The sequence below is a fragment of the Bremerella sp. P1 genome (assembly GCF_028748185.1).
Taxonomy (GTDB): domain Bacteria; phylum Planctomycetota; class Planctomycetia; order Pirellulales; family Pirellulaceae; genus Bremerella.
Genome location: NZ_CP118164.1, coordinates 5386993 through 5411676, shown reverse-complemented (window position 1 = coordinate 5411676; position 24684 = coordinate 5386993). Strand labels below are relative to the sequence as shown.

Genomic DNA, 24684 nt, shown 5'->3' with positions numbered 1-24684 from the left:
CCATGGACTGACTGAGAAATTCAAGATTTGGAGAACCCTTCGATGGCTTGCTTGAACCGACGGATCGTAATTTGCGGAACGCTTCTGCTGATGGCTGTTCTTACCCAGAACAGCTTTGCGCAACAAGTTTCCGCCATCGCCGGCGAGCCCTGGGGTGTTGCCCGAATGGTGGTCCCGTTTCAGCGGGCCGATTTCGGGGACCCGGTCGATAGCGAGGCGTTTTCGATCTCTGACCCACATGGACGTATTTTCTACCCCGTCTTCAAACCGCGTCGCTTTCTTCCGCTGCTCCAGTCGCTGTTGGGTGCCGATACGGTCACACCGCCGCAAGAGCTTGAGGTCTATTTTCTCTTTCGAGGAAATTCGCCTCTGGAAGTTACTGTCGAAACACCCACACCACAAAAGTTTCAAGTCACTCCCCGTCCCTATCGCGATGGGCCTCACCGGAGCATGACGAATCAGTGGTGGAGGACCTACAACGAAGTCGCCCGCCAACGAACCGATTCGAGCGATCACTCTCCGGTGCTGGAGACCTATCTTTCGATGATGTTGTCCGATCGTCTTCGCCTGGCTCCGCCGCCGTTAAGCGAACGATCGCTCCAGGATCGCTCGGCACTTGAGCCAAGCCAATCGCTGAGCCTGTTGATGGGCACCGAGAAAGTTCACGACGCCATGCTCAAGGCGATCATGAACAACGAACTAGCTCCTCAAGGCGAGTTGGGGCCGGTTGTGCGACCGATTCAATGGGACCCTCTCGCAACTCCGCAGCCCAAGGCGGATGTCGAGATCGAGCCGATGGCTCACTATGTTCCCGAGGAATGCTTCTACGTTCGATTCGGTTCGCTCAACAATTACCTGTGGCTCAACAAACTACTTGAGCGCAACGGCGGTGACCTATCGCGGATGATTTCCAATCGCCGAGTTGCGTTTCACCTGAATGAGGTCGTTCAGCGGCAATTAGCCCTGAAGCAATCAGAACTCGCCGAGATCTTCGGCGATAAGGTCGTGCAGGACGTGGCCCTGATTGGTCGCGATACGTACACCCGCGAAGGTGCGGCGTTGGGCATGCTGTTTCATGCTAAGCAGAGCCCGCTGCTGGCCAACGATATTAATAAGAATCGCCAAGACGCCCTGAAGAAGTACCAGCGCGAAGGCGCCACACTGGAAACGGTTCAGATTGCCGGTCGAGAGGTCTCGTATCTTTCGACGCCTGACAATACGCTCCGGTCGTTCTACGTCACTCGCGGCGACTTCCACCTGGTGACGACCTCGAAGGCGATCATCGAGCGATTTCTTACGCTGGAGAACACGTCGACCAGCCTGGCTAATTCGCGTGAGTTCCGCTATGCCCGCGGGCTGATGCCGGTCAGCCGAGACGATACGGTCTTCGTTTATCTCTCGTCGCAGTTCTTCCGAGGCTTGTACTCGCCACAATACCGAGTCGAAATTCGTCGCCGACTGCAAAGCGTCATCGAGATGGAACTACAGCAGATGGCCACCGCGGCAGCGACAAACGAAGGCTATGACGACACCTCGGTCGAAGGTCTGATCGCCGCCGGCTTCCTGCCTCCCAACTTTGGCAAGCGTTCCGATGGAAGCCACACAATTATTTCCAATGACACGCTGGGAGATTCGATTCGTGGTGGTCGTGGCCATTTTGTGCCGATTCCTGACATGGATATCATCGGTATGACCCCGCAGGAAACAACTGACTTCAATCGACTGCGCCAATTCCACATGACCGAGTGGCGGCAGATGAATCCGATCCTCGTCGGAATCAACCGCTTCAAGCTGAATGACGAAGGCCTGGAACGTATTGCGATCGATGCTCGTGTTTCACCGTTTCAACGTTCGAATTACAACCAGTTCCTCTCCTTCCTTGGTCCACCGCTGCCAACCCATATCGCGACGACTCCTCAAGACGTTGTCGCCTTCCAAGCAGTGTTGGATGGACGCTTTAGTGGTGGTGCCACGCATTATGCGGTTGCCGTTCAGGATCTGCCGTTCCCACTGGAGCAATTCGCCAACCAAGGATTCTTCAACACACTACGAATGATACAAGCGACGCCAGGTTATCTGACGGCGTTTCCGAAGCCGGGGTTGATCGATCAGATTCCGTTCATCGGCCCCGCGGCGGCTCCTGATATCTACGGCTATTCCCAGCTACCGTTTGGTCTTCTGCGTCGCGAGTACAACGGCTTTTCGACGCTGTCTTTTCATCCTGAGATCCTGGCCGACGTCACGCCCAACCTCGCGATTGTGGAAGACTCGCACCCCGCCCAGGTACGCATTCATGTCGGAGACATTTCCAACGCGCAGATTACACCGCTTGCTAATGGGTTAGCTCAATCGGTTGCCAAGCGGGGAAGCCTTGCCAATGCGGCATTCTTTCAGGAGGTCACCAATCAATTCGGCTTGCCTGAGAACGAAGCCAAGGCCTTCGCCGATCAACTCCTGAATCTCGAATTCATCGACCCGCTTGGCGGGGAGTTCATTTACGAGGTGGATGATGCCGGTGTCGGGCGATGGGTATCGACCGCTTGGAACCAAGATGGAAAAGACTTCCAAGCCAACGTGATGGAATGGTTCCGTGGACTCGAGGCCAGGCTAAACGTCGACGAAAACCTGATCGAGTTTCATGCTCAGATCGACATGCAGAACGAAAAGCCTCAGCAGGGTCTGAAACTGCCAGGCTTCAACCTGTTCGATCTGGGCGGCGCATTTGGCGGTTCGAAGAAGAAGGAAACCGAAGAAAAGCCGAAGAGTCCACCTTCGATCACACCGAAGGCGGAAGAGCTTCCCGAACCGATTCCGCCGCCAGCGCCACTACCCAAGCCAGCCGCGGGCGGGAAGCAGTTCTAAACTTGATCAGCTCTCAGACTCTTCCGGCTCAAGCTCGTTGATATGGTCCCACATGATTTGGAGCTCGACGCGGAATCCGCCGGATAAAATCGGGAATCGGCACCACGTCTTCGGATCAAGGTTCTCGTCATCCAGATGAAAACCAGGAGCGTACCGTTCCCGCTTCCATTGATTGCGGCTCCAGAGCTGGAAGAAGCGTTGAATGAAGCCGCCTAGCTCTCGCAAGGTGTAAACCGGGTAGCGTTGTCTGAGCTGCGAGAATACTTCGATCGCCGTCTGCTTGTCACGAATTGCCAGGCGTTCGATCGTATCGAGCACCGTGTACGGCATCAGATCTTCTTCATCGGTTTGTTTCTGATCCGCCGGACGAAGCTCGGCGGTTGGCTGCTGCACGTTGATCAATTCCAATGCCGACAGGCAGCCCACACCGGCAGGCCCCTCCCCTTCCATCCAGATCAGCCACTCACGTAGAAACGCCTTGTCGATGCCCGATATGGGACAGAGTCCTCCGCTCGTATCGCCATCCATGGTCGCATATCCCACGGCCGCCTCCGAACGATTACTTGTCGAGAGCAACAGAGCGTTCTTCAGGTTGGCTACCAGCCAGATACTCGGAGCACGAGTTCGTGCTTGAATGTTCTGCAGAGCGATGTCGTCTTGCTCCCAGGTGAGCGGCCGCCCGATCACTTCCTCGCCAAGCTCAACATAACGCTGAACAAGATCGTCGACGTCGATCCGGTGGAAATTGGCACCAATCGTTTCCGCGACTTCCTTAGCCGCATTGAACGTGACCTCACCGCTGTTGCGTGTGGCCTGGTAGACACACGTGAGCAGCGTTTGATTGACCTCGCTGGCATCCATAACGCCTTCGAGTCCGCCGATATAATGCAGCTTTTTGACAAACCGCTCGACGCCGAGGTCTTTTAAGGCGAATTGAACCATGTAGGCACACAGCGTCGTCACTGCAGCCGAGTCGGCACCACCGGAAAGGGAAACCACAAAGCCGTGCGAGCGGCTCTTGCGAAGGTAGTCGAACAGCCCAAGCGTGACCGCCCGGGTGAACTCTTCCTCCTTCAGGTAGTCAGAAGTCTCCCATGTATCCAGCGTGACAGGACGAACTTCCGGATCGCAGTGAGGCAACGCGAAGTCAGACTCGACAACCTGATCTCTGGCCGCGTCGAAGTTTAAGACAAACGCATCGCTCTTAGCACGGTTCATCCGATTCACGTCGATATCGACAACCGCCGTCGTCACCACTGCGTCTTGAAAGCTAAAGCGAGGCGCTTCGGCAAGTAGTCGCCCGCAGGAAGCGACCATCCCGCCTCCGTCGTAGATCGCTCGTCCCGATTCATTCCCCAGCAGGTTGGCATAGACGTAGGCCGAGTGAAAAGCACGCGATCCTTCCAACACAAAACGTCGCCGCACCTCTTGTTTGTCAAACGCAAAATGGCTGGCACTCGGATTCAAGATGAGGTCGACACCTAGTTCAGCTAAGCGACCACCTGGCCGACTAGCGACCCAGGCATCCTCGCAGATTTCCAGGCCCATCATCACGCCATCGAAATTGAAGGCAAGGTCGCCCAGCGGGATCTTCTGCTCCCCTTCTTCGTAGAACGACCGCTTACCCGTCGGCCACGGTTTAAACCAGCGAGGTTCGTAGTGGATGCCATCGCCGGCCAAGTTCTTCTTGGGCACCATTCCAAGCAGCCGCCCATTGGCTGCAATTGCCGCGACGTTGAAGACCAGCCCGCGGTAAGAGATCGGTAGCCCAAAGCACGCCACAAGACCTTCGGTAGCAGGCACCAGCTCTTGCAACTTCTCCCAGGCCATACGTCGCATGCCGGCCGACAGAAATGCGTCTTCGCAGCCATAACCGGTAATGCAGAGTTCCGGCAGACAGACGACCGAGGCGCCTTCCGCTTTGGCCTTTTCCAGGGCCTGAAGAATGTTCCTGGCGTTCCCTTCCCAATCCAATGGCGTTTGATTGAGAACTGCGGCTGCGACTTTGATGTTTAGCACGATGATGGCCCCCCGATGTTTGGTCTACCCTCCATCAAACTACCCGATGCAATGCATTGGGTCTATCGGTCAACACTGGGACACCAACACACGGAAAAGGATCACTCGCGCTAGCCGTAGCCTAGTTCATCCAGGTCTTCTTCAGTCATGCCGAAATGATGTCCCAGTTCATGCAGAATGGTTATCCGAATTTGTTCGCGGAGCCCTACGGCTGAGATCTGCCCGTTCACATAGCGGGTTTGCGACAGAATCCCTTCGCGAAAGATCTGAATTGCGTCCGATGGAACCGGCGGACCCTCAATTGATCGACTGGTTAGCGGAATCCCCGTATACAGACCGCACAGTTGACGTCGGCTATGCAGGCCCAATTGCCGCACCAGAGCATCCGACGGATAGTCTTCGACAATCATGGGCACCTTGTTTAGCAGCGTCGCGATCGTCTCTGGCAGGTTCGCAAGAACTGATTCCAGGTGAATGTCGAAGTATTCTCGAGATTGCTCGTCCATAGCGTTGCCTATCGATGGTGTGCTTGTCCCTTCAATTATCGACTTGGGGCCAGGTATTTCTACCCCGATAAAAGTTCTGAAAACTTTAGCCGCTTACAGCGCAAGATTCGCGAAATAAGGACGAAGGGAGTAATGGCAAATCGCTTGCAAACCATTCCCCCACGGAGACAATAAGGGCATGATCCAGCGCTTTTCGATTGCCAAACTGTTTCTGCTGATTACCCTCGCAGCCGTCGCCTCTCTGACGGTACGTCAGGCATTTATGGGTGCCGACTGGGCCAAGGCAGTCTCCCTGGTTGTTTTCGCGGCCATGCTATGGGTCGCGATTCATATGATGTTTGGCCTGCTCGGCTATGCCTTCATGGTGCTTGCTCAGACGTTAACGCCTGAGAAGGGGCAGTCCCCCTTCGCGACCGACGTGCCGGCTCCCCAGATAATTCCCCCTAAGAATGTCGAAAGTGAATAGTCGAGATCAGCCAATCACCGCTCGGGATACCCCACCCTATGCCTTTTCACTTTTCGTCAGCTCATCTCATCCATCGGGTCTGCCTGGGCGTACTTCTTCTGCTGGTATGCTTGACTACCCAGGGCAGCGTGCAAGCTGAAACTGGAGAAGAAATTCAGCTGCCATTCCCGCCGGACAAGCCGGTTAGCGGGCTATACCTCGAGATTGATACTCGCTGGATCGATGGAAGCGGGTACCGGCCTGTTCGTGTCACCATTGCCACGGCCAATGGTTTGCCAGCTCCGGCGGACCGACGCCTGGACATCACCCTGCAACCACAGTATTACAACTACAACAACCGCAATCCATTTCCCGCCGTTACCCAACAGATGAAGCTTTCTCAGGGGAAAACGGCGGAAACGCACACGATTCTGGTACCGCAGCAATTCATCTGGAACTCCCTTGAGGTCATCACGCGGGAAGATGGCCGGCGGCTCAAGGAACTTTCCAGCGCATCGCTTCCGATTGCCTCGATGGTTTTCAACGGACACTATACCGAGGCGTATCCCGCCACCATCATTTTCCACCGCAACTCGCCAGAGCGTAATGACCGGGCAGGCTGGGTTCTCGACCAAGCCAATCGGCGAGACAACGGAGAAGAAGTGGACGAGATCCCCGATCTTCGCATCTTCTTCAATGAGCAGACACTGCCGATCAATCAGCAGCTTAAGTCGCAACTGACTGGCTCGCCCAATCAAGCCGTTACATCGCTTACGTTCCTGACGCGAACCGACCTGCTTCCGCTATCCGACATGCCCAACAACTGGCTGGGACTTTCCTCCGCCGATTTGATTGTGCTGGAGCGCGAAGACCTGGAGACCGTGCACGCTAAGTTCCCCGAGCGGTTTGCGGCTCTTCATCAATGGCTTCTTGCTGGTGGCAACCTCTTGATCTGGAACGCTAAGAAAGATGGTTCCGACGCCATCGACCAACTTCTCACTGCCGATGCCAACGACAAGTCCCCCGCTTGGCTGCAGGTTTCGTCTAACTTGACCAACCTAGGTGAGCTAGGAATCTTCGACAAATTGCGAAATCCTCGTAATCGATTTGCCACCTCAAACCCCGGAAACTACGTTCCCCTGGCTGTTCGTAAAGGGAAATTGGTCGAGACCGACGAGCGTCGCAATGGCAAAGGGACCGACGCAGGTCCTCCGTTTCAACTCTCGGTTCGCCGGGAAGGCTTCGGCAAGATCGTCGCCGTTGAAGAAGATCCGTTTCCGGGAACGGCCGGAACCTGGGAACGTATTTTTGCCATGATCGAGGGAGATCGGCTGGCGTGGTTCCAACGGCACGGCATGTCACGACTGCGCGAGAATCTTGGCTTTTGGGAGTTTCTCATTCCCGGCGTCGGTGTCGCCCCAGTAACCACGTTCGAACTGCTAATCACGCTGTTTGTGATCTTGATCGGTCCGGTCAATTATTTCGTGCTGCGGTCGATCGGACGGCTTAACTTTCTGATCGTGACGGTCCCTCTGGGAGCATTGATGGTCACGTTCGTACTCATGTCATATGCGGTTCTATCGGATGGACTGAGTACGAAGTCACGTATTCGCACAGTCACCTTGTTGGATCAAACCACGGGACACGGAGCCAGCTGGAGTCGTCAGGCATACTACGCTGGCCTGGCAAGCACCTCGGGCCTGACGTATCCCGCAGATGCTGCCGTGTACGAGTACGAACAGTATCCCTTGACCGAACATACCGGCCAGAAACGCATGACCTGGGGTGAAGATCAGGTTCTGCAAGGTGGTTATTTTCGTTCACGAGTCACCCAGCAGTTTCTGACGATTCGTCCCTTCCAAACAGAGCTTCGCCTAAAAGTTAACACGCAGGCAGACAAGCTTTCGGTCAAGAATGAGCTTGGAAGCAAGATCACCCGGTTACTTCTTCTCGATGAAAAGGGCATTCAACACTTCGGCAAGGACATCAACCCCGATGCAGAGAAGCCGTTGTCCCTTGCCAATTCGGACGAGATCACCGAATTTCGCGCCATGATCCAAAGCAAGAATCTAGCGATCCCCGAAGGATTCCAACGTCGCGCCTACGTACGCAGTTCTTCTCGAAGAACCAACTACTACGTTCAATCGTCGAACATGCCGGAGATTTATCAAATGGAGCCCTCGTTCAATCAAGCTTTGATGGAACGGGAACTTCAAAACCAGTTTGCCCGATCTTTCCAAGCGTTGGGACCACGAAGCTACATCGCCATCGTCGAGCACTTCCCGGAGTCCCCCCTCGGGATGAAGACTCGGACAGGCGAAAAGAGCATCGAAGTTGTGATGGGGAGATGGTAAATGATCGCAACCCGTAAGCCTGTTATCGAACTTCGCCGACTGCATCGTTTTTTTGGACGCACCAAAGCGGTCAACGATGTCTCATTCGAGGTCTACCCAGGCCAGGTATTCGGTTACATCGGCCCCAATGGCGCCGGCAAAACAACTAGCATGCGCATCCTGGCGACGCTTGATCTGCCAACGGCCGGCGATGCCCTGATCGATGGTTATTCCGTCATCAACGACCCCGATCGCGTTCGTCGGCGATTGGGTTTCATGCCCGATGCGTTTGGCGTTTATGCCAACGTGAACTGTCGTGAATACTTGGACTTCTTCGCGCGTTCGTATGGACTGCGTGGCCGAGAACGTCGCTTGGCGATGGACAAGACGATGGAATTCACTGGGTTGGATGTCCTGGCCGAGAAACCCATCAGTGGCCTTTCGAAGGGGATGAAGCAGCGCCTGTGCCTGGGCCGGTCGATGATTCATGACCCGGCGGTGATGATCCTGGACGAACCAGCGGCAGGCCTTGATCCGCGAGCACGAATTGAACTGCGGGAAATGATTGCCCGACTCGCCCAACACGGAAAGACAATCCTTGTCAGCTCGCACATCCTGACCGAGTTGGCCGAAATGTGCGACGTGGTGGGAATCATCGAGCAGGGGCAACTTCTAGCAACCGGGAGCGTCGCCGATATTCAACGAGGCCAACTCACAGCCAGTCGCGTTCGTGTCCGAGTTCTCGAGAATACGGAAGGTCTCGCCCAGTGGCTCACCGAGAAGGAGGGCTACAACGAGATCGTCACCGATGGCGAGCTTCTCCATTTCTCGCACGTTGGGGAACGGGCAGAAGAGGCCATTTTGCTCAAAGAAATGATCGAGGCCGGATTCCGCATTGCCGAATTTGGGGCCCGGCACTCGACGCTTGAAGACGTGTTCCTCAATGTGACGAAAGGACGCGTTCAATGAGCACCATGGATGTCACCCCCGAACCCACGACGCAGGACGAACCATCGACACACTCCTGGTGGCAGTCGGTCGATCAGACATTGGAGTCGATCGGAGAATACTTCAATCCGATTCTGATCAAGGAGACGCGTCAGGCACTCAAGAGTCGGCAATTTGCCGTGACCTTTGCCCTGGTGCTGCTGACAAGTTGGATCTGGTCGCTGCTGGCGATCTACTTTCGTTACCCTGGCATCCTCTATTCGCCGGATGGCCCGTTCCTGATGGTGGGCTATCTCGACATTCTTCTTTTCCCATTAGTGGTGATCATTCCGTTTTCGGCGTTTCGCTCGCTTGCGTCCGAGAGGGAAGATGGAACGTTCGAGCTGCTTTCCATATCGACGCTCAGCCCACGTCAGATCACTATCGGTAAACTTGTCAGCTCGATCGTGCAGATGCTCGTGTATCTCTCGGCGTTGGCTCCGTGCCTGGCGTTCACCTATCTGCTGCGCGGGATCGATATTGTCACTATTGCCTACGTACTGATCTGTGCATTCCTCGCATCGATCCTCTTATCAGGCGTGGGGCTAGTCCTTGCTTGCATTACTCGGCAGCGGCATTGGCAGTCGGCTCTTTCGGTGATCGTCATCTTGCTGTTCATCTTTCTTTACGGGATTGGCCTGATCATCAGTTACGCCAGCGTGTACGAAGACGCAAGCTGGCGACAGTATGACAACCTTGATTTCTGGGCCACAACCGTCGCGTTTTTCTCGGTCTACGCAAGTTACCTTTATCTCATGGTCGAAGTGGCTTCGGCCCAGATTACGTTTGAAAGCGAAAACCGTTCTGCCGGCATTCGTCGTGGGCTCCTCGTTCAGCATTTTCTCGCCATTGGCTGGTTCGGCTTCCTGGCCATCCGATTTCCTCGCGAAGAGGAGATCCCGATGATATTGATGACCATCCTGTGCCTGCACTGGTTCATCATGGGGGCGTTCATCAATGGAGAATCACCAGCGCTGTCGCCACGCGTCAAGCGAACGATTCCCAATCTGTTGGCGGATCGTATCTGGCGAAACTGGTTATTGCCAGGTCCGGACCGTGGCTATTTATTCGTAGTCACTTCCCTTATTAGCGCCCTGCTGCTCGTATCCGGATTGGCCTGGATTCACACGATCACCACTTCATCATCCGCAGACGCCTTGTACGTGGCGATCTACTCCGTGGGATTGGTCGGCTACACCATCTTCTATCTGAGCGTGGGTAGGTTGCTCATTCGACTTCTGAGCTTGATTTTCCGAGCCGATATTTTCGTCTCGGTCATCCTGCACCTGATTCTGCTGATGGGCGGAGTGATGCTGCCGCTCGGCTTCCAGGTGCTCACCAACCGCACCTTGGACCGCAATTTCCATCACTGGACCAATCCCTTCTGGTTCTTCATCGAAGGGGTCGATGATCAGAGTTTCATCGGTTCGCCGTTGATTGGCATCTTTGTGTTATTCCTGGCTATCCTGTGCGGGTTCCTGTTCCTGTTGAATCTGCTTTTGAGCGGTCGCAATTTCTTACCCAAACGAGAGACCGATCCACGATTCCAGCCGGAACTCCTTCCCCCCAAGATCGAAGATGCCGCCGATCCTTTGGCCTAGGGTCAGGTTCTGACGATTATGACGATCATTGCCGGGCGACTTACGCGGTTGCCAGCCTGGCATTACAGAGAACACGTCTGCCGCGACCTATTCTTGCGAAGAGATTTTTAGTCTTAGAAAGCAAGAATTTGGACCATGACTGTTCTATCTCGATATCGACTGGCCGCTGTGGCCGTAAGTGCGTTGCTGCTTGGCATCTCAGGCTGCGGTTTCGCCCCGGCTACGTTGCCGCCAGAAGTCACCAGCCAGCCGCAAAGTACCGCGCCGGAAGCGATTGATGTAGCCAGCCAGGCACCATCAACTTCCACCAAGATGGTGACCATCGAAGAACCAATGGCGATGAGTCAGGGTGAAGGAAAACCGACCTACCGAAATCCGTTTCGCCCACCAACGGTCAAAGCCCGGACGCTGACGCCGCAACAAGCCGAGTCTGCCAACATCCGCTTGCTTGGTATTGCCAAGCGAGACTCGCAGCACATTGCCCTGCTGGAGACATCCGGCGACTTCCACAAGGCGATCGTCGGCGACTTCATTGAAGAATGGGAAGTCCTCAGCGTGACCGAGTCGGAAACGACCCTGAGGCGCGGTCTTGAGCAGGTGTCGCTGCGTATCCGCTAGCGAACCATGGGGAATCGCCGGATCACGTGCGATTCCCGGATTACTGGCTCGGCATTGGACGGCGTTTGAATCGGCTCTTCGTGGATCCACTGCGGTGCGGTTTCATACCCGTTCGGCAGATCTGCCCCTGGCGACATTCCGCGTCGCGGATCGGGACCAAACGAAGTTGGCCGTTTCCCTGGTGGTGGAGGACTCATCTTCGGCCATGGGTACTGCGAAGCCTGCGGGATCGCATCGAGCTTCGTGAACCCTTCCTCGTAGGCATCGGTGTGGCGACAATTCAGGCCGGTCGTCGGACAGGGAAGAATCTCTGTCCGTAGGAAGACCACCAGTTCACTCTCGCGAACCTGGGTCTGACGATAACGAAACAGCTTCCCGACGTACTTGATGTCCTTCAAATACGGGATTCCGTTGTCGTTGCTGATGTCCACACGCTGACGCAAACCACCAATAACCAGTACCTGACCGTCGGCTACACGAACCGTGGTACTTGTCTCTCGTTTGTCGATAATCGGCTGCGGATTGGCGCCGTCGCTGTACCCCGTCAGTCGACTAAATGATGGGACAACGTCCATCTCGATCGTTCCATCCGCGGCAATTCGCGGCGTGACGGTCAGCATCACGCCTGCTTCTCGGAATGCCGTCGTTCCGATGTTCCCCCCAGCGGAAGTTTGCGTGAGTTGTTGGTACGGGATCTCGGTGACGATTTGAATCATCGCCTTTTCGCGATTCACGACAACCACGTTCGGGTCGGCCAGCAGGCGCGAATCGTCCATTTGCCGTACGGCCTCGACCACTGCGGTCAGATCGAAGCTTCCGTTCAGGGTCTGAAACGTCATGACCCCAGTCGGATCTCCCGCAGCAACTGGTATGGCGATCGCCGATTCTAGGCCAAATACGTTCTGAGGATTGCCGTTGGCATCGGGGCGTCCCTTAAACACCGAGGCCCAGTCAACCCCCAGACTTTCCATGTCGTCCAGGTCGATGTCGTAAATAAGCGCCGTGATACGTACCTGTGGTTTGGGAACGTCTAACCGCTGCAACATTCCTTCGATCATGCGGAGGTTTTCGGGGCGATCGATGACCACAATTTGGTTTTCCGATTCCACAATCGCCGCGCGACCATCGGCGCTAATCAGCGACTGGATTGCTTCGAGCATGCTCTTGGCGTCGACGTATTCGGGACGGTAGTTCAAAACGTCGGTGATGACTCGCGTGCCTGGAGCAGCCCCTGATCCGGCGGCGACTTGATCGATGTTCTTCACGGCGTTGCGAATCATTTCGACATGGTCGGGGTAGTCCACGACGGTCAAGCTGTTAGCCGAGGCGATTGCTTGTATCGAGCCCCCGCGCGATTTCAGCGATTCAACTGCCGGAATGATTTCGACAGCACTAGCATGTTCCAGGGGGATCGTTTCAGACCGGAACATGGGATTCGAGGTGCCTAGTTCCGCCAAGGGGACGATGACCAAGCTATCACCGACGGGTCGGTAGCCGTACCCGTTTAAAAGTAGAAGTGAATCGAGGATGTCGTATAGAGGAGCGTCACGAAACGTACCATTAATGGTTCCTTCGACCTTGCTGCCGAGCACCACGTTAATGTTCCAGATCTCGCTGATTGTCTGCAACGCGTGAGGCAAGCTGGTCTCACGAAGCGTAAGATCTCCACGCTGCTTCAAAGCTGCTTGGACCCGCGGACTGATTCCTTCTGCCTGCAAGATAGCAGGAGACAAGACGAGCGACAGACCAAGAATAAGCGACAGCATTCCCATGCGCAGCGCAGACAATCGGCCGCAATCGTGCGTGGTCTCACAGCTGTGCGTTATGGCGTGTCTTATGCCTTCCTGGCGTCCTGACATTCCGTTGCTTTCACCAAATCTTGCTCATGATTTCCCAGAAAGAGCAAGGCTCTTGCTAGGACTTCTGCGATTCTTCCTTGGTTGCTCGTCGAATTCCAAACAGTTGCAGAGCGAGTTCGAGTTGAATCTGGTCCCCCTCTGCGTCTAACGACCTCAGTTTCATATCCTGAAGGTTGAGATGCGCATCGAGTGACTCGAACTTCTCGAGAAAACTCTCAATCTCACCAATCTCACCCGTCAAAGTCAGTCGAAGCTCTCGAACTTCTAATCGGAAGTCCGTCTTCTTACCACGCTTGGTGGTGGTGACTGTCTGGACGGGATGATCCTTTTCGTGCCACTGGCGAACTCTTGCTGGCCCCAAGTCGACGCGTCGCAAATGGCAATTGGATCCACGAGCAAATTGAACGAGTGAAGAACGGATAGCGTGTGCTGCGTCTTCGTCGATGATTCGCTCTTGATGAGTTTTGAGTATCTCCTGGATTTCTGCATGTTTGGCTTTGACCAGGGAAAGCTCGTTGCGATCGTTGGTACCTGACTCCAACTGGCGCATGACCTCCCCGGATCGTTCTTGTAATACCGAATATTCATCGGCGGCCGGAATAAGCGTCACAAGTGCTACCACAAAAGTTACGATTATGCCGACCATCAACGAAGATGGATGCCTCAGAAGGCGGGTAAACGCTTCCTTAAACGCTATCATCGCTCTCCCCTTCCAGGTTTTCCCAGGCGTCAATGTCGCAGTGAATCGTAAACTTTACGGCAGGGCCGGTCTTAGTTGAGCTAGGTATCGCTCCATCCACCGTCGATCGATTTACGAACGGCAAATGCCCAATCTCTTCGGCGTACGAGTAGATGCTCGCCTCCGCGGTAGCATTTCCTTCGACGGTCAAATCCCCCTCCTGGTCCAACGCGATACTCGTTAGCCATGTGTTTTGGGGAACTTTGTCCCCTAGTGCATGCACCCACTTGGCAATCTCAGGCTGCCGCAGTTGGCGACCGATCTGCTCGTGTACATTCAGTGTTTCGCGGCCTCTTATCATGGCGCTTCGTAGAAGCAAAGACTCGCGGTGAATGGGTTCTAGTTCAGCCGCTTGCATTTCCAACTGCCGCAAGTTCCACCGCTGCTCAAACAAATAGCCCCACACGACCGCGGCACAAAGAATGGCTGCCGCGATTGGACCAAAAACTTTTGCCGCTCGTGTTAGCAGATGCTCTTCCTGATCTGACTTGAGCCGCTCCATCAAGTTCGGGCCTGGCGTGGCATACTCTCGAATTGCCAATAGTCCCATGCCAGCGGCTGGATAGTGCGAAATGGGAACGCTCTGCAGCAGAGCGGTTAACTCGTTTTCGCTGGCAACCGTCTCCAATATCTGAACCGGCATTCGCAAGCGATCGCCCAACTGCTGGCGAATGGCTTCTGCTCGAGACAGCTCGCCGGTCAAGTAGACCGAAGCGATCGAGTTCTGTAGAACGCGGGCATGGCGTCGACAATAACGCTGCAATCGCTCGAGATGCTGAACGAGAATCTCTGCAATCTCTTCTTGCTGGGAAACCCCAGCTGGACGGTAGTCGAGGTAAAGCTGTCCCTGGAACGAGACGGCAATTTCAACCCCGGACTGCCCAGGGCAAACCAAGAGCGAAGGAGCTTCTCGGTCGAGCCCCATCGCCCCCATCAATCGGCACAGCGAAATCACGGTTGGCTCGACCGCTTTCACCGAAAGACCAACGGACTTGGTGACATCGAGAATCGCCTCGATCGTTTGGCGGTGAACGACAGAAACCGTCGCGTGTTGATGACGCGGGTCTTGTTGCACGATGCTACCCGCGACGACCTTCGGTCCATGCCCCAACGAAAGGTACAGTCTGCTACGTGATTCGATTTCACGAACTTCGTGCGCCACGTTGTCGTTGGTATCGCTGACAACGCGAGTAACACAAAATTCACCCGAAAGTGCGACGTAGGCGTCGTCGACGGTACGTGGGACGCTGGCCAGAATTGTTCGCAGCGCCTTCTTCAGTCCTTGCATACCGTCTTCGGTAGCTATGTCCACGCTGCCGTCTTGCCACTTCTCTTCAAGTGACTCACAGGCAACCGGCCTTCCCTCGCGCAACTGATAAAGCACAGCACGAATCTTGGTGTGACCAATCTGAAGGGCCAACACGGGTCGGTTGTCGACTTTGTTTTGTTTACGTTTTGCCATAGTCTTGTTAGCCGCTCGTACTGACGACACACTCCAAACGCCGAGTCACCTGGCCTGCTTCCCCGGTGGCCGTAACGACGATTTCTCCGGGGTCTCCATCAGCTGCCGCAACGCTATAACGGTTGCCACTTCCTGGCGGCAGTTCCACATTACTGATGCTGCCACGCCAAGCGTTATCTTCTTCAATCATCGCGATGGCATGATGAACGCCTGCCCCGGCGAGATACAGGGCCTGGTCGTAGTCAGCCGTGTTGCGATAAGCCGTGAACTGGGTGGTCAAACCATTGCCAATTCCCGCCAGAATAAGCGAAGTCAGTACCATCACGACCAGCACCAGCAATAGCGCGAACCCGCGTTTCGGAGAACGCTTGAACAAGTTCGAGTTGTGCGGATGGAAGGTCATCTGGTTGATACTGCTCGTTAAAATGCTCGAACCCAGGCACTCGCCGTAAGGGATCTGCTAGCCGTTGCTCGCTCAGGAAGCGTATAACTCACGGTGATGCGAACGCAATGGACGTCTTCAGCAACCGTTGTTGCGGTGGTGCCGTCGTACTGGTAGCCAACAAGCGTCAGCCCGGTAATATTGTTCCCGAGTAGCTGATTGGCCGTTGTTGTTCCGTAATACACGTTTGTTCCCGAGTGATCCCAGGCAATCGTTGATCCATCGGGCATCAGGACCGACAGCGATCCCGAGTTATTGCTGGCCGAACTAATCGCCGTGACTTCTTCGCACTGGCGAATCTGTCGTACCATGTGTCGCAACACACCGACTGCCGCTTCATTTCGCAGATTGTCGGTTTGATACTCGCGCCACGTTTCGTAGTTCACACGCAACAACACTGAGACTGCGGTTACCGCAGACACCAATAGGGTCACCGCGACCAGCAGTTCCAGCAGGCTAAAGCCGTATCGAATTGTGTGTGTGCTACGTACCATCTTGATAAAGCGTCATACTGGCAAGCTTGGTCGCATACGAGACCTGAGGCTCGCCGCTGTCGACTGCCGAGTTTCCGTTTTCGTCGTCCCATACCGTCACGGTCAGCACCATCAGTTGATCTTCAATACCGCCATTGACGGCCGAAGTCGATCGAGTGGCGGTGTAACGAATCCCTCCCAAACCAGGATCGGCAAACGTACCGTTGTCCGTGCCCTCCAGAAAGTCCGCTGCGGCGATGGAGAGCTGTTCTTCCAGCTTGCTCACCGCCAACAGATTCATCTGGTTCCACGTCTCCAACTCCTGTCCCGTGTGGATCGCCGAGGTCATGAAGTTCATCGCAGGTATGATCGCCAATCCCATAAGGAATGTGGCGATAACCACTTCCAGCAGACTATAGGCGTTGTTCGACTTCTTCATGACTTGTTCGTCCAATTACGGTGCACCACGTGCGCATGGGGACGTATAAGAATAGGTCACCCAGAATGGACGTCAAAAGAAATGGATCGGGGTCGTAAGCGTCGAAAAGCTTACAGTTCTTCCAGCAATCCCCACCCAGTGGCGGCGACCACGGTAATACGGTTTGTCCGATCCGGACCGGCAAATGTCATCACTGGCGAGACGGTTGCTTCCCCATGAAAGTTGAAGGTCGCATCGCTGCCAGTTTGCAGAATGATCGTTTCGCCGGAGTAAATATGTGGGCCTTCGACAATGGTCGTCGAACTACCCAAACGTTCGATCTGGAAGCCCGTAATGGCTCCGCTGGTAGAAAGCATGCGAAGGCGATGATTGTCACCGGTCGCAATGGCCGATGCCCTGGCCTGCCGCAAAGCCATCAGTGTGCGAAAGGAATCGGTTCCCCTGGCGACGTTGCCTTGAATACCAGGAGCCAGCCTGGTAGCACCGATGGCCGCCAACAATCCGAGGATCGTCACGACGGCCAAAAGTTCTAACAGACTGAAACCTTGATGCCGACTTGCCAGTGACCGCGACTTGCTACCAGTGCGGCCATTTTGGAATGCATCAAGATACGTCATCGTTCTTACAGTGCGCTAACGCGATGCGTCGTACCGTCGATCGTGTAGGTCAACGAGCTATCGGTTGGAACGGCAGGAACGCCATCCGGCAAGTAGTCTGTTCCCAGGTCGCTCAACGCACTTGGCCAGCTACCTTCGTTCACGTAGTAGCGTTCAACCGCTGCATTCAGCGTAGCAATGTTGTGCTCGTTGACACGTTGCTTTGCCAACGCACTCGAGCTGCTCACGCGGGGAACAACGATCGCTGCGATGATCCCCAGGATGACTACCACGGCCAACAGTTCTAACAAGGAGAACCCACGACGCTTTCGATTCAACTTGGTTTGGTACATCTTTTTTACTATCTATCGGGTTGAAAGTTATCTGTCCCAGCTGCCCGCCCCTTTTCTTGGCAAAAGCGACTCGGACGGTTTGCCTGCCACTTCTGCCAAGTAACTGTAGGTTGAAAGAGCGCACTTACTTTTCTACAAGGTCTAACATTCCAAACATTGGCATATAAATTGCCAGCAAAATCCCGCCAACCAGCAATGCCATCATAATGGTCGTGATCGGCTCGACGATGCGAACAAAGTTGTCGGTCTTGCGTTCGACATCCTTCTTCAAATGGTCGCGAATTTGCCGACTTGCCGGTCCAAGATTGCCTGTCTGCTCGCCAACGATCACCAACTGACTGACTACCGGCGGAAACAAGTGTCGATGTCGATCCATTTCGCGGCTTAGTCGTTCACCACGACGAACCGCTTTTCCGAGCGATCCAATGGCCTGATTGACGGCTCGATTGCCAACCGTTCCCTGGCATTGAGCCAACGCGTCGGCCAGGTGAAAACCACTTTCCAGCATGGTGCCCAACGCGTCCATAAACTGAAGCATGGCCATGTCGACCAACCAGGGCCCGACCAACGGAAGTCGCAGGAGCTTACGGTCCATCGCAATCGCCAGGGCCTGCTTCTTTCGCACCTGTCGGATAATGAAGACCAATGCGATCAATGCCAGGATGATGATCCATCCATACGATGTCGCGAAATGTCCAACATTCACCAGCATCTGCGTTGGCAAAGGTAGCGGGATCTTTGATTTGCGGTAGGTTTCCTCGAAGACCGGCAAGATGAACAGGATCATGAAAGCACAAACGCCACTACCTGCCAGCGTTACGATGGCCGGATAGCTCAGCTTCTTCATGATGCGACCGCGAAGGTCGTTGTCGGTTTCGAGCTTGTTAGCAATTCGGCGAAGAACCTGGGGCACATTGCCGGATCGTTCGCCGATGCGAATTTGCTGAATGATGATTTCGTCGAAGACGCCTTCCTGGCTCGTCAGCGCTTTCGAGAAACTATCCCCTCGTTCAATTGCCGCGTGCAGCGACATCAATAGGGTTCGCCCCCAACGCATGGTTGATTCATTGGCGATCGTCAAGATTGCCTTGGGAAGCGTGACACCATTCTCCAGCAACGTTGCCAGGTAAGAGAAAACCTCACCCAGGCGACGTGGAGAAACGGCCTTTCGCTTGCGGCCCGGCGTCAACTGAATCGAGTGCAGCCAATGAAAAAAGCCGCCAATCCCCGAGCTTGCTGCGTTTGATCGAACTGTGGTTGCTTTCATGGCTTTGGCTTAACCCATCGTCTTGAAGTACGCTTCTTCCAGCGTGGTACGACCAGCGACGGCCATCCGAATACCAGCCGTCAGAAGATCGGTCATCCCTTCCTCGACAGCCATTTCGCGCAGTTTTGCCTGAGGCATGCCCTGATCGATGGCCTCGGCCATGCGCAATGTATTGACCATGATCTCGAACACCGGCACACGTCCCTGGTACCCACTGCCCAGGCACTTGTTGCAGCCACGACCGTGATAGAAGACGGCATCCGATGGAATCTTGCAGCGGCGAGAGATCGTCTCGAGCATTGTCTGATTCGGCTTGGCCGGCTCTTTGCAGAAAGGACAAATCGTACGCAGAAGACGCTGCGCCACGCTTCCCAAGAGCGAGCCACCAATTCGGAAATGATCGATCCCCAAGTCATTCAAACGGGCAACCGATCCGACGGCATCGTTGGTATGCAAGGTGCTGATCAGCAAGTGACCGGTAAGCGCCGCTTGAACGGCGGTTGTCGCGGTTTCATGATCGCGGATTTCACCCACCATGATCACGTCCGGATCTTGCCGCATGATGTATTTCAACGCGTTCGCAAAGCCGAGTCCGAATTCGTTGTCGGAATGAACCTGAGTGATCCCTGGCAAGCGGTATTCGACCGGGTCTTCGACCGTTACGATATTACGATGAACCTGGTTCAGTTCGGTAAGCATTGCGTAAAGTGTGGTCGACTTACCAGAACCGGTTGGACCGGTCACGACCAACATACCGTGTGGTTTGTCGATCAATTCCTGCAAACGTCCGCGATCGACATCACTGAAGCCCAGTTGGTCCATACGGAAGACCTTCGAGCTTTCGTCAATCAGACGCATCACGACCTTTTCACCCAGCACGGTGGGAATGGTGCTGATACGAAAGTTCACACTCTTGCCGCCATCTTCGATGCTGATGTGGCCGTCTTGCGGTCGACGTGTTTCGGTCGTGTCCATGTCTCCCATCACTTTGATACGGGCAATCACGGCCTCTTCAATGTGATTAGGAATCGTCATCACTTGTTGCAACTGGCCGTCGACACGATAACGAACACGCATTTCCGGTTTGTGCGGCTCCAAGTGAATATCGCTCGAGCCCGAGTTGATCGCGCCCGACAAGATCGACCTTACCAGGCGAACCACCGGGGCCGACTCTTCTTCATTCAGCGCGGCAATTTCCTCTGCCTGGTCGTCCTCATCTTCATGCTGCTCTAGTTCCTGCAGCTTCATGTCGACGATCGTTTGGCGAGCGACAATCTTGTCATCAAACCCACGATCGAGCGTGTCTTGGATATCGGCGGAAAAACTCACGATCGGATCGATCGGGTAACCGGTAATCAGTTCGGCTTCGGAAATCGTCTCGATATCATCCGGAGCGGCCATCGCCAGCTGGAGGCGTCTCTTTACCAAGCCAACAGGAACCGTGGAACGGCTTCGCGAAAACTCTTCCGGCAATAGGCGAACCAACTGAGGATTCACGGCTTCGGCGACGATCGTCTCGAAAGGTACTTCAAACTGCTCGGATAAAGCCGAACCGACTTGTTCGCGAGTAACGAGACCTCGGCGCAGCAGAATGGCTCCCAGCATACCTCGCTCGGAACCCTGACTGCGGAGTGCCGATTCGAGTTGTTCCTGAGTGATGTGCCCGCGGGCTACCAGAATGTCACCAAGTCTTCCTGCCATCGTGAATCTCTGTCAATGCGTCCGTCAGACTAACTTACTGCTTGGGGAGACAAGAGCAGTTCAATCTTGTGTTCTAAAACGGCCGGATCATAAGGGGTCACCAGGTAATCCTTGGCCCCTGCTTTAAATGCTTTCTGAACGACATCAAGGCTAGGATCGGTCGAGAAAACCAAGACCGGTGTCTGATAGCTCTTTTCATGGACTTGCAGTTGATGGATCAAGTCCAAGCCTTTCAGACCGGCCAGCTCCAAGTCAACGATCGCCAGGTCGACTTGCTTCTCTTCAAACTGCGCGAGCGCAGCTTCGGAGTTTTCGACCGTATGTACCTCGAAACCTAGCAGTTCCAAACGGAAAGCCGTGATGTCCGCCAAAAGCGGATCGTCCTCGACGACGAGAATGAAGTGCTTGGTTTTACGCATGGTCGCGTCCTTCGAAATGAAGCTTCGGATGTCGCTATTCGACGCACAACCTTAGCTTTCCCTAGAAGGCAAGCAAATCGCTGGAGATTGAAAAGGGAGATGAGCCCGCAAAACCGTAATAGACGGACTAACCAGAACGATTGATCATCGTTGCCGCGAAGCCTGCTCTTTCGCGGCTAGTTCAGCCAACTGGGGTGTGGGCCGCAGGGCAATCAGGGGGTACTGCTTCAAGAAGTAAGGGGCCTGGGCGATTTCCGTCAATTGCTCGCGCAGTTCTGGCGGTAGCTCTGCCAGTTTCTCAGGCGTGGTCAAAACAACCGTGTTGGGAGCCTCGCCAAATTCGGCCTGGAGATCGGCAGGGTCCTCAGGAATAAATTTCACCGGCTGGCGGGCATAGAACACCCAACTGGACTCACTCACTCCAAAGGAGCAGAGACGCGCACCAGGCTCGGCCGCCTGGATGTCAGCCAACAGCCGGCCAATCTCTTGCCGGTCTGAAACGCGCTGGGCGACGACCGAAAACAGGCCGACTATAAACAACATCGAAGTAACCGCGAAGATGCGAAACGCCTGTTGATAGTTTTCTTGCGACTTCCGCCACCAGGCCAGCCCTCCGCCGACCACCAGAAGCAGACCAACCAGCGCGACCAATTCTTCCCCCGGCATGAACTGTCCCGCTAGGATCGCCAAAGCAACAACCAGAACCGCGCCGACTACGGTGGTCAGTCCAAAACCGAAATCCAACCAACGGGCAGATAGCTCCGTTCGCTTCTCGATCACCCGCGAAACAAACAAACCAGCGATCAGTGCCAATCCAGGGTACAGGGGAGTGATATAGCTTGGGAGCTTTGTTTGTGCGATCGAGAAGGCCCCCATCCAAACTGCGACCCAACAGCAGCAGAAGATCAGTGCCGCTTTCGACTTCGAACTGCTTCGTAGCTGCTGGCAGACGTCCCAGAGCATCGGTGCGAAAAAGACCGACCAGGGAAAGAAGCCAACGCAGATCGCAACCAGGTAGTAAACAGGCGGACCCGAGTGACCTTCAAACGAGGTCACTGCCCGGTTGAGATTGTGGTCGAGAAAGAAACCCTCGATCCAACGAAAGTCACGCGCCGCAACCCAAATGTACCAGGGCAGCGCTACGCCCAAACAAGCAACAACCGCTAGGATGGGACGCATGAACCATACGGTTTTCAAAAAGTGAATCGGGTAGAACGGTCGCAACAGGGAAACACCCCACTCCCACCAGGTGGTTGTAGGCTGAGCCGGCGGCAATCGCATGATCAGAAGAAACATGCCCATGATCGCCGTGGGCAAGATCAGTCCAACGGGGCCCTTCGAGAGGACAGCCAATCCCAACGCACCATACAAAAGCGCAACTTGCCACCACCGGGTCGGATAGTAAGAACGCTCGGCGCCTTCGCTTTCTTCGTCAACCCGGAAACTGAAGAAGACATAAGTCCACAGTCCGAGGGTAATAAAGAAGATCAAGGGAGCATCTGGTGTCGCAGCGCGCGAAGCCACTGTGAACATCAACGTGGTCGCCAGGCAAACCCCTGCCCAAAGTCCTGCGGTCGCGTTGAACAACCGCCGGCCCATGTCGTAGGTCAGCAGAACCGTCAGCATTCCGAGAAGCGCCGAAAAGAAACGGGCACTGAACTCACTGATCCCGAATGCGTTATAGGCCGTGATCATCAGCCAATAGAGCATCACGGGCTTGTGCGTACGAAGTTCGTCATTGAATCGCGGAACGACCCAGTCCGCAGCCTCGATCATTTCAATAGCGCAGCCAGCATTGCGTGGCTCATCGCGGTCCCACAATTTGGGACCACCAAGATTGGTAAAGAAAACGATCAGGCACAGGGCAACAAGAAGCCCTAGGTTTTTGTTCGCGGAGAACATGGCAGCATTCCTTTGCTTGCACACGGGTCAAGCGGGCAGTTTACCCGATGCCAAGCCACTCAGCCAATGGCACTTCGCCGCCGAAAGTCTGCCATTGGTGATTCGGACAAAAAGCGTTAATTTGGCGATAGCACGGCATTTACCAACGCCTGGAACATGCAAAACACAGTGACCACGCAACACGCAAAAGTAGAAATGGAGTCCCCCCCGCAGGCAGAACGCCCGTACGCTCCGCCGTCGTCCTCCCCTACCCTGATGGACCAAAAAGAGAAGCTGTTTCCGGCTCGATTCTTCTTCGTGCTCTCGGCGATTTTGGCGGTTTGCGGGGTACTGTCCTTCTTCATCGATCATGCCGTAAGTGGTCATTTGGCAGTCCACCCGCACGAATTCCAATTTGTGGTGGGCGACGTCAAAAAACTAGTTGCCCTCTCAGAGGTCTTCGGACACGGGACTGGTGTGATCATGGTCGTCCTGGCCGTGTTTGCGCTCGATCTGGCAAATCGTTGGAAAGTTGGTTTGCTGCTGGGCACGGCATTCGGGGCTGGCCTGATGGCCAATGTCGCCAAGTTCTTTGGAATTGCCCGCTATCGCCCACATGCGTTCGATTTTTCTTTGCCAATCTGGGAAAGCTTTTATCAGTGGTTTCCTTTTATGAATTGGCTCACGCAGGACGAGCTTCGCCAGTCAGCTCTGCAAAGCTTTCCCTCCGGACACTCGGCAACAGCCGCCGGACTTTGCGTTGGCCTCTGCTTTCTTTACCCCCATGCTCGTTGGTATTTCCTGCTGGTCGCGGCGCTTGCCTGTTTTCAGCGTGTTGTCTTCCGCATGCATTTTCCAAGCGATGTCTTTCTGGGTGCCGCGTTGGGAATGGCCACCGCGACAATTCTGCTGACCTATGGCCGCTTGCCCGAACTCGTTGCGTGGGCCGAGTCGAAGATTAGAAAAGCTAAGGCAACTGGGTAGACCACGGCGTTTCACTTTCTTGGCCAGCGATTCGCCAAAGCTGTCGAAATTTGTCAAACTCCACGCAGCGTTTCGTTTCTATCCCAATGGAGTTAATTATGGCCTCCTTTCTCTGCGTACTGGCGATTCTCACGGCTCCTCCTTCGGACGACTCAAGTTCAACGGCGACCGAATTGAATCCGGCTAAGATCGAAGCTCAGCAGCCGCTCGAGCCTCATGAGATCCGAAAGGCCATACGAACTGCCCTACGTGATGAAGCTACAAGCGATTCGTTTGCGGGTCGTCGCAAGGCGATTGTTCGTATCTGTGCCCTTTACGCCGAAATGATGCTCAACGAAGACTTCGCCGAATTCGAAAAGGAAAAGTGGCAGGCCAAGTTAGGTTCTCGTCTTCGAAGCGTTCGCAGTGACTTGGAAAAACTACGCGCGACGCAGCCGGCTCCGAGCTTGTCGGAAACGAAGTCAGCCCAAGGGGGCGGAGCGATCGATGAACGTGGAGCCGACGAACTCATTGAGTTGATTACCACGACGATCGATCCCGAGACGTGGGAAGTTCACGGCGGTAAGGGAAGCATCTTCTACTTCAGCAATTTCCGAGTGCTGGTGGTGCGACAAACGCAGGAAGTGCACGCCAAACTAGGTGGAGTTCTGGGCGGGCTGAATGCGGGGCCATAAAAAAAGCCTGCCACATTAGGGGCA

22 protein-coding genes are annotated in these 24684 nt (G+C 54.9%); 8 read left to right on the top strand and 14 right to left on the bottom strand.

What is annotated here, in order from left to right:
• The first annotated feature begins 42 nt into the window (after positions 1 to 42).
• Positions 43 to 2862 carry a hypothetical protein gene (locus tag PSR63_RS22480; RefSeq protein WP_274327919.1) on the top strand — a complete coding sequence of 940 codons (2820 nt, stop codon included), beginning with the start codon at positions 43 to 45 and terminating at the stop codon, positions 2860 to 2862.
• 6 nt (positions 2863 to 2868) lie between these two features.
• Here the strand turns inward: PSR63_RS22480 and nadE are convergent, their stop codons facing one another.
• Both nadE and PSR63_RS22470 read right to left on the bottom strand, forming a co-directional pair.
• Positions 2869 to 4881 (bottom strand): NAD(+) synthase, encoded by a 2013-nt coding sequence (gene nadE / locus PSR63_RS22475; RefSeq protein WP_274327918.1) that lies wholly within the window; start codon positions 4879 to 4881, stop codon positions 2869 to 2871.
• Positions 4882 to 4991: 110 nt separating this feature from the next.
• Positions 4992 to 5387: a metallopeptidase family protein gene (locus tag PSR63_RS22470; protein ID WP_274327917.1), complete on the bottom strand. Its 396-nt coding sequence runs from the start codon at positions 5385 to 5387 to the stop codon at positions 4992 to 4994.
• 178 nt (positions 5388 to 5565) lie between these two features.
• Here PSR63_RS22470 and PSR63_RS22465 point away from each other — a divergent pair, with 178 nt between their 5' ends.
• The 5 genes from PSR63_RS22465 to PSR63_RS22445 all read left to right on the top strand — a co-directional run bounded on the left by PSR63_RS22465 (position 5566) and on the right by PSR63_RS22445 (position 11371).
• Positions 5566 to 5853: a hypothetical protein gene (locus PSR63_RS22465; protein WP_274327916.1), complete on the top strand. Its 288-nt coding sequence runs from the start codon at positions 5566 to 5568 to the stop codon at positions 5851 to 5853.
• A gap of 38 nt (positions 5854 to 5891) precedes the next feature.
• A complete protein-coding gene (locus PSR63_RS22460; RefSeq protein ID WP_274327915.1) occupies positions 5892 to 8186 on the top strand; it encodes a hypothetical protein in 2295 nt (764 codons plus the stop codon).
• Positions 8187 to 9134 carry an ABC transporter ATP-binding protein gene (locus tag PSR63_RS22455; protein ID WP_274327914.1) on the top strand — a complete coding sequence of 316 codons (948 nt, stop codon included), beginning with the start codon at positions 8187 to 8189 and terminating at the stop codon, positions 9132 to 9134.
• Positions 9131 to 10753, top strand: coding sequence for an ABC transporter permease (locus PSR63_RS22450; RefSeq protein ID WP_274327913.1), 1623 nt, complete (start codon positions 9131 to 9133; stop codon positions 10751 to 10753). The genes PSR63_RS22455 and PSR63_RS22450 overlap by 4 nt, the downstream gene beginning before the upstream one ends.
• A 135-nt stretch (positions 10754 to 10888) precedes the next feature.
• Positions 10889 to 11371 carry a hypothetical protein gene (locus tag PSR63_RS22445; RefSeq protein ID WP_274327912.1) on the top strand — a complete coding sequence of 161 codons (483 nt, stop codon included), beginning with the start codon at positions 10889 to 10891 and terminating at the stop codon, positions 11369 to 11371.
• Here PSR63_RS22445 and PSR63_RS22440 read toward each other — a convergent pair.
• The 12 genes from PSR63_RS22440 to PSR63_RS22385 form a co-directional block, all read right to left on the bottom strand.
• The gene (locus PSR63_RS22440; protein WP_274327911.1) at positions 11368 to 13158 is read right to left on the bottom strand and encodes a secretin N-terminal domain-containing protein; all 1791 of its coding nucleotides are present in this window, start codon (positions 13156 to 13158) and stop codon (positions 11368 to 11370) included. The two genes, PSR63_RS22445 and PSR63_RS22440, sit on opposite strands and share 4 nt — an antisense overlap.
• Before the next feature lie 127 nt (positions 13159 to 13285).
• A complete protein-coding gene (locus tag PSR63_RS22435) occupies positions 13286 to 13780 on the bottom strand; it encodes a hypothetical protein (RefSeq protein ID WP_274327910.1) in 495 nt (164 codons plus the stop codon).
• A 136-nt stretch (positions 13781 to 13916) separates the two neighbouring features.
• Positions 13917 to 15431: a PilN domain-containing protein gene (locus PSR63_RS22430; protein WP_274327909.1), complete on the bottom strand. Its 1515-nt coding sequence runs from the start codon at positions 15429 to 15431 to the stop codon at positions 13917 to 13919.
• A gap of 7 nt (positions 15432 to 15438) precedes the next feature.
• Positions 15439 to 15834 carry a hypothetical protein gene (locus PSR63_RS22425; protein WP_274327908.1) on the bottom strand — a complete coding sequence of 132 codons (396 nt, stop codon included), beginning with the start codon at positions 15832 to 15834 and terminating at the stop codon, positions 15439 to 15441.
• Positions 15835 to 15851: 17 nt separating this feature from the next.
• Positions 15852 to 16367 carry a prepilin-type N-terminal cleavage/methylation domain-containing protein gene (locus PSR63_RS22420; protein ID WP_274327907.1) on the bottom strand — a complete coding sequence of 172 codons (516 nt, stop codon included), beginning with the start codon at positions 16365 to 16367 and terminating at the stop codon, positions 15852 to 15854.
• Positions 16357 to 16785 (bottom strand): type IV pilus modification PilV family protein, encoded by a 429-nt coding sequence (locus PSR63_RS22415; protein WP_274327906.1) that lies wholly within the window; start codon positions 16783 to 16785, stop codon positions 16357 to 16359. The genes PSR63_RS22420 and PSR63_RS22415 overlap by 11 nt, the downstream gene beginning before the upstream one ends.
• Before the next feature lie 110 nt (positions 16786 to 16895).
• Positions 16896 to 17402 carry a prepilin-type N-terminal cleavage/methylation domain-containing protein gene (locus PSR63_RS22410; RefSeq protein WP_274327905.1) on the bottom strand — a complete coding sequence of 169 codons (507 nt, stop codon included), beginning with the start codon at positions 17400 to 17402 and terminating at the stop codon, positions 16896 to 16898.
• 5 nt (positions 17403 to 17407) lie between these two features.
• Entirely contained in the window at positions 17408 to 17734 is a 327-nt protein-coding gene (locus PSR63_RS22405) for a competence type IV pilus major pilin ComGC (protein WP_274327904.1), read from the bottom strand.
• Between the two features lie 124 nt (positions 17735 to 17858).
• Positions 17859 to 19001 (bottom strand): type II secretion system F family protein, encoded by a 1143-nt coding sequence (locus tag PSR63_RS22400; RefSeq protein WP_274327903.1) that lies wholly within the window; start codon positions 18999 to 19001, stop codon positions 17859 to 17861.
• Between the two features lie 9 nt (positions 19002 to 19010).
• On the bottom strand, positions 19011 to 20702 hold the full coding sequence (locus tag PSR63_RS22395) for a GspE/PulE family protein (RefSeq protein WP_274327902.1): 1692 nt from the start codon (positions 20700 to 20702) through the stop codon (positions 19011 to 19013).
• Positions 20703 to 20731: 29 nt separating this feature from the next.
• The gene (locus PSR63_RS22390) at positions 20732 to 21121 is read right to left on the bottom strand and encodes a response regulator (protein ID WP_274327901.1); all 390 of its coding nucleotides are present in this window, start codon (positions 21119 to 21121) and stop codon (positions 20732 to 20734) included.
• A gap of 144 nt (positions 21122 to 21265) precedes the next feature.
• A complete protein-coding gene (locus PSR63_RS22385) occupies positions 21266 to 23023 on the bottom strand; it encodes an ArnT family glycosyltransferase (RefSeq protein ID WP_274327900.1) in 1758 nt (585 codons plus the stop codon).
• A gap of 195 nt (positions 23024 to 23218) precedes the next feature.
• Between PSR63_RS22385 and PSR63_RS22380 the strand changes: the two genes are divergently transcribed.
• Together PSR63_RS22380 and PSR63_RS22375 are read left to right on the top strand one after the other, a co-directional pair.
• On the top strand, positions 23219 to 23986 hold the full coding sequence (locus PSR63_RS22380; protein ID WP_274327899.1) for a phosphatase PAP2 family protein: 768 nt from the start codon (positions 23219 to 23221) through the stop codon (positions 23984 to 23986).
• A 98-nt stretch (positions 23987 to 24084) separates the two neighbouring features.
• Positions 24085 to 24660 (top strand): hypothetical protein, encoded by a 576-nt coding sequence (locus PSR63_RS22375; RefSeq protein WP_274327898.1) that lies wholly within the window; start codon positions 24085 to 24087, stop codon positions 24658 to 24660.
• Positions 24661 to 24684: the final 24 nt, after the last annotated feature.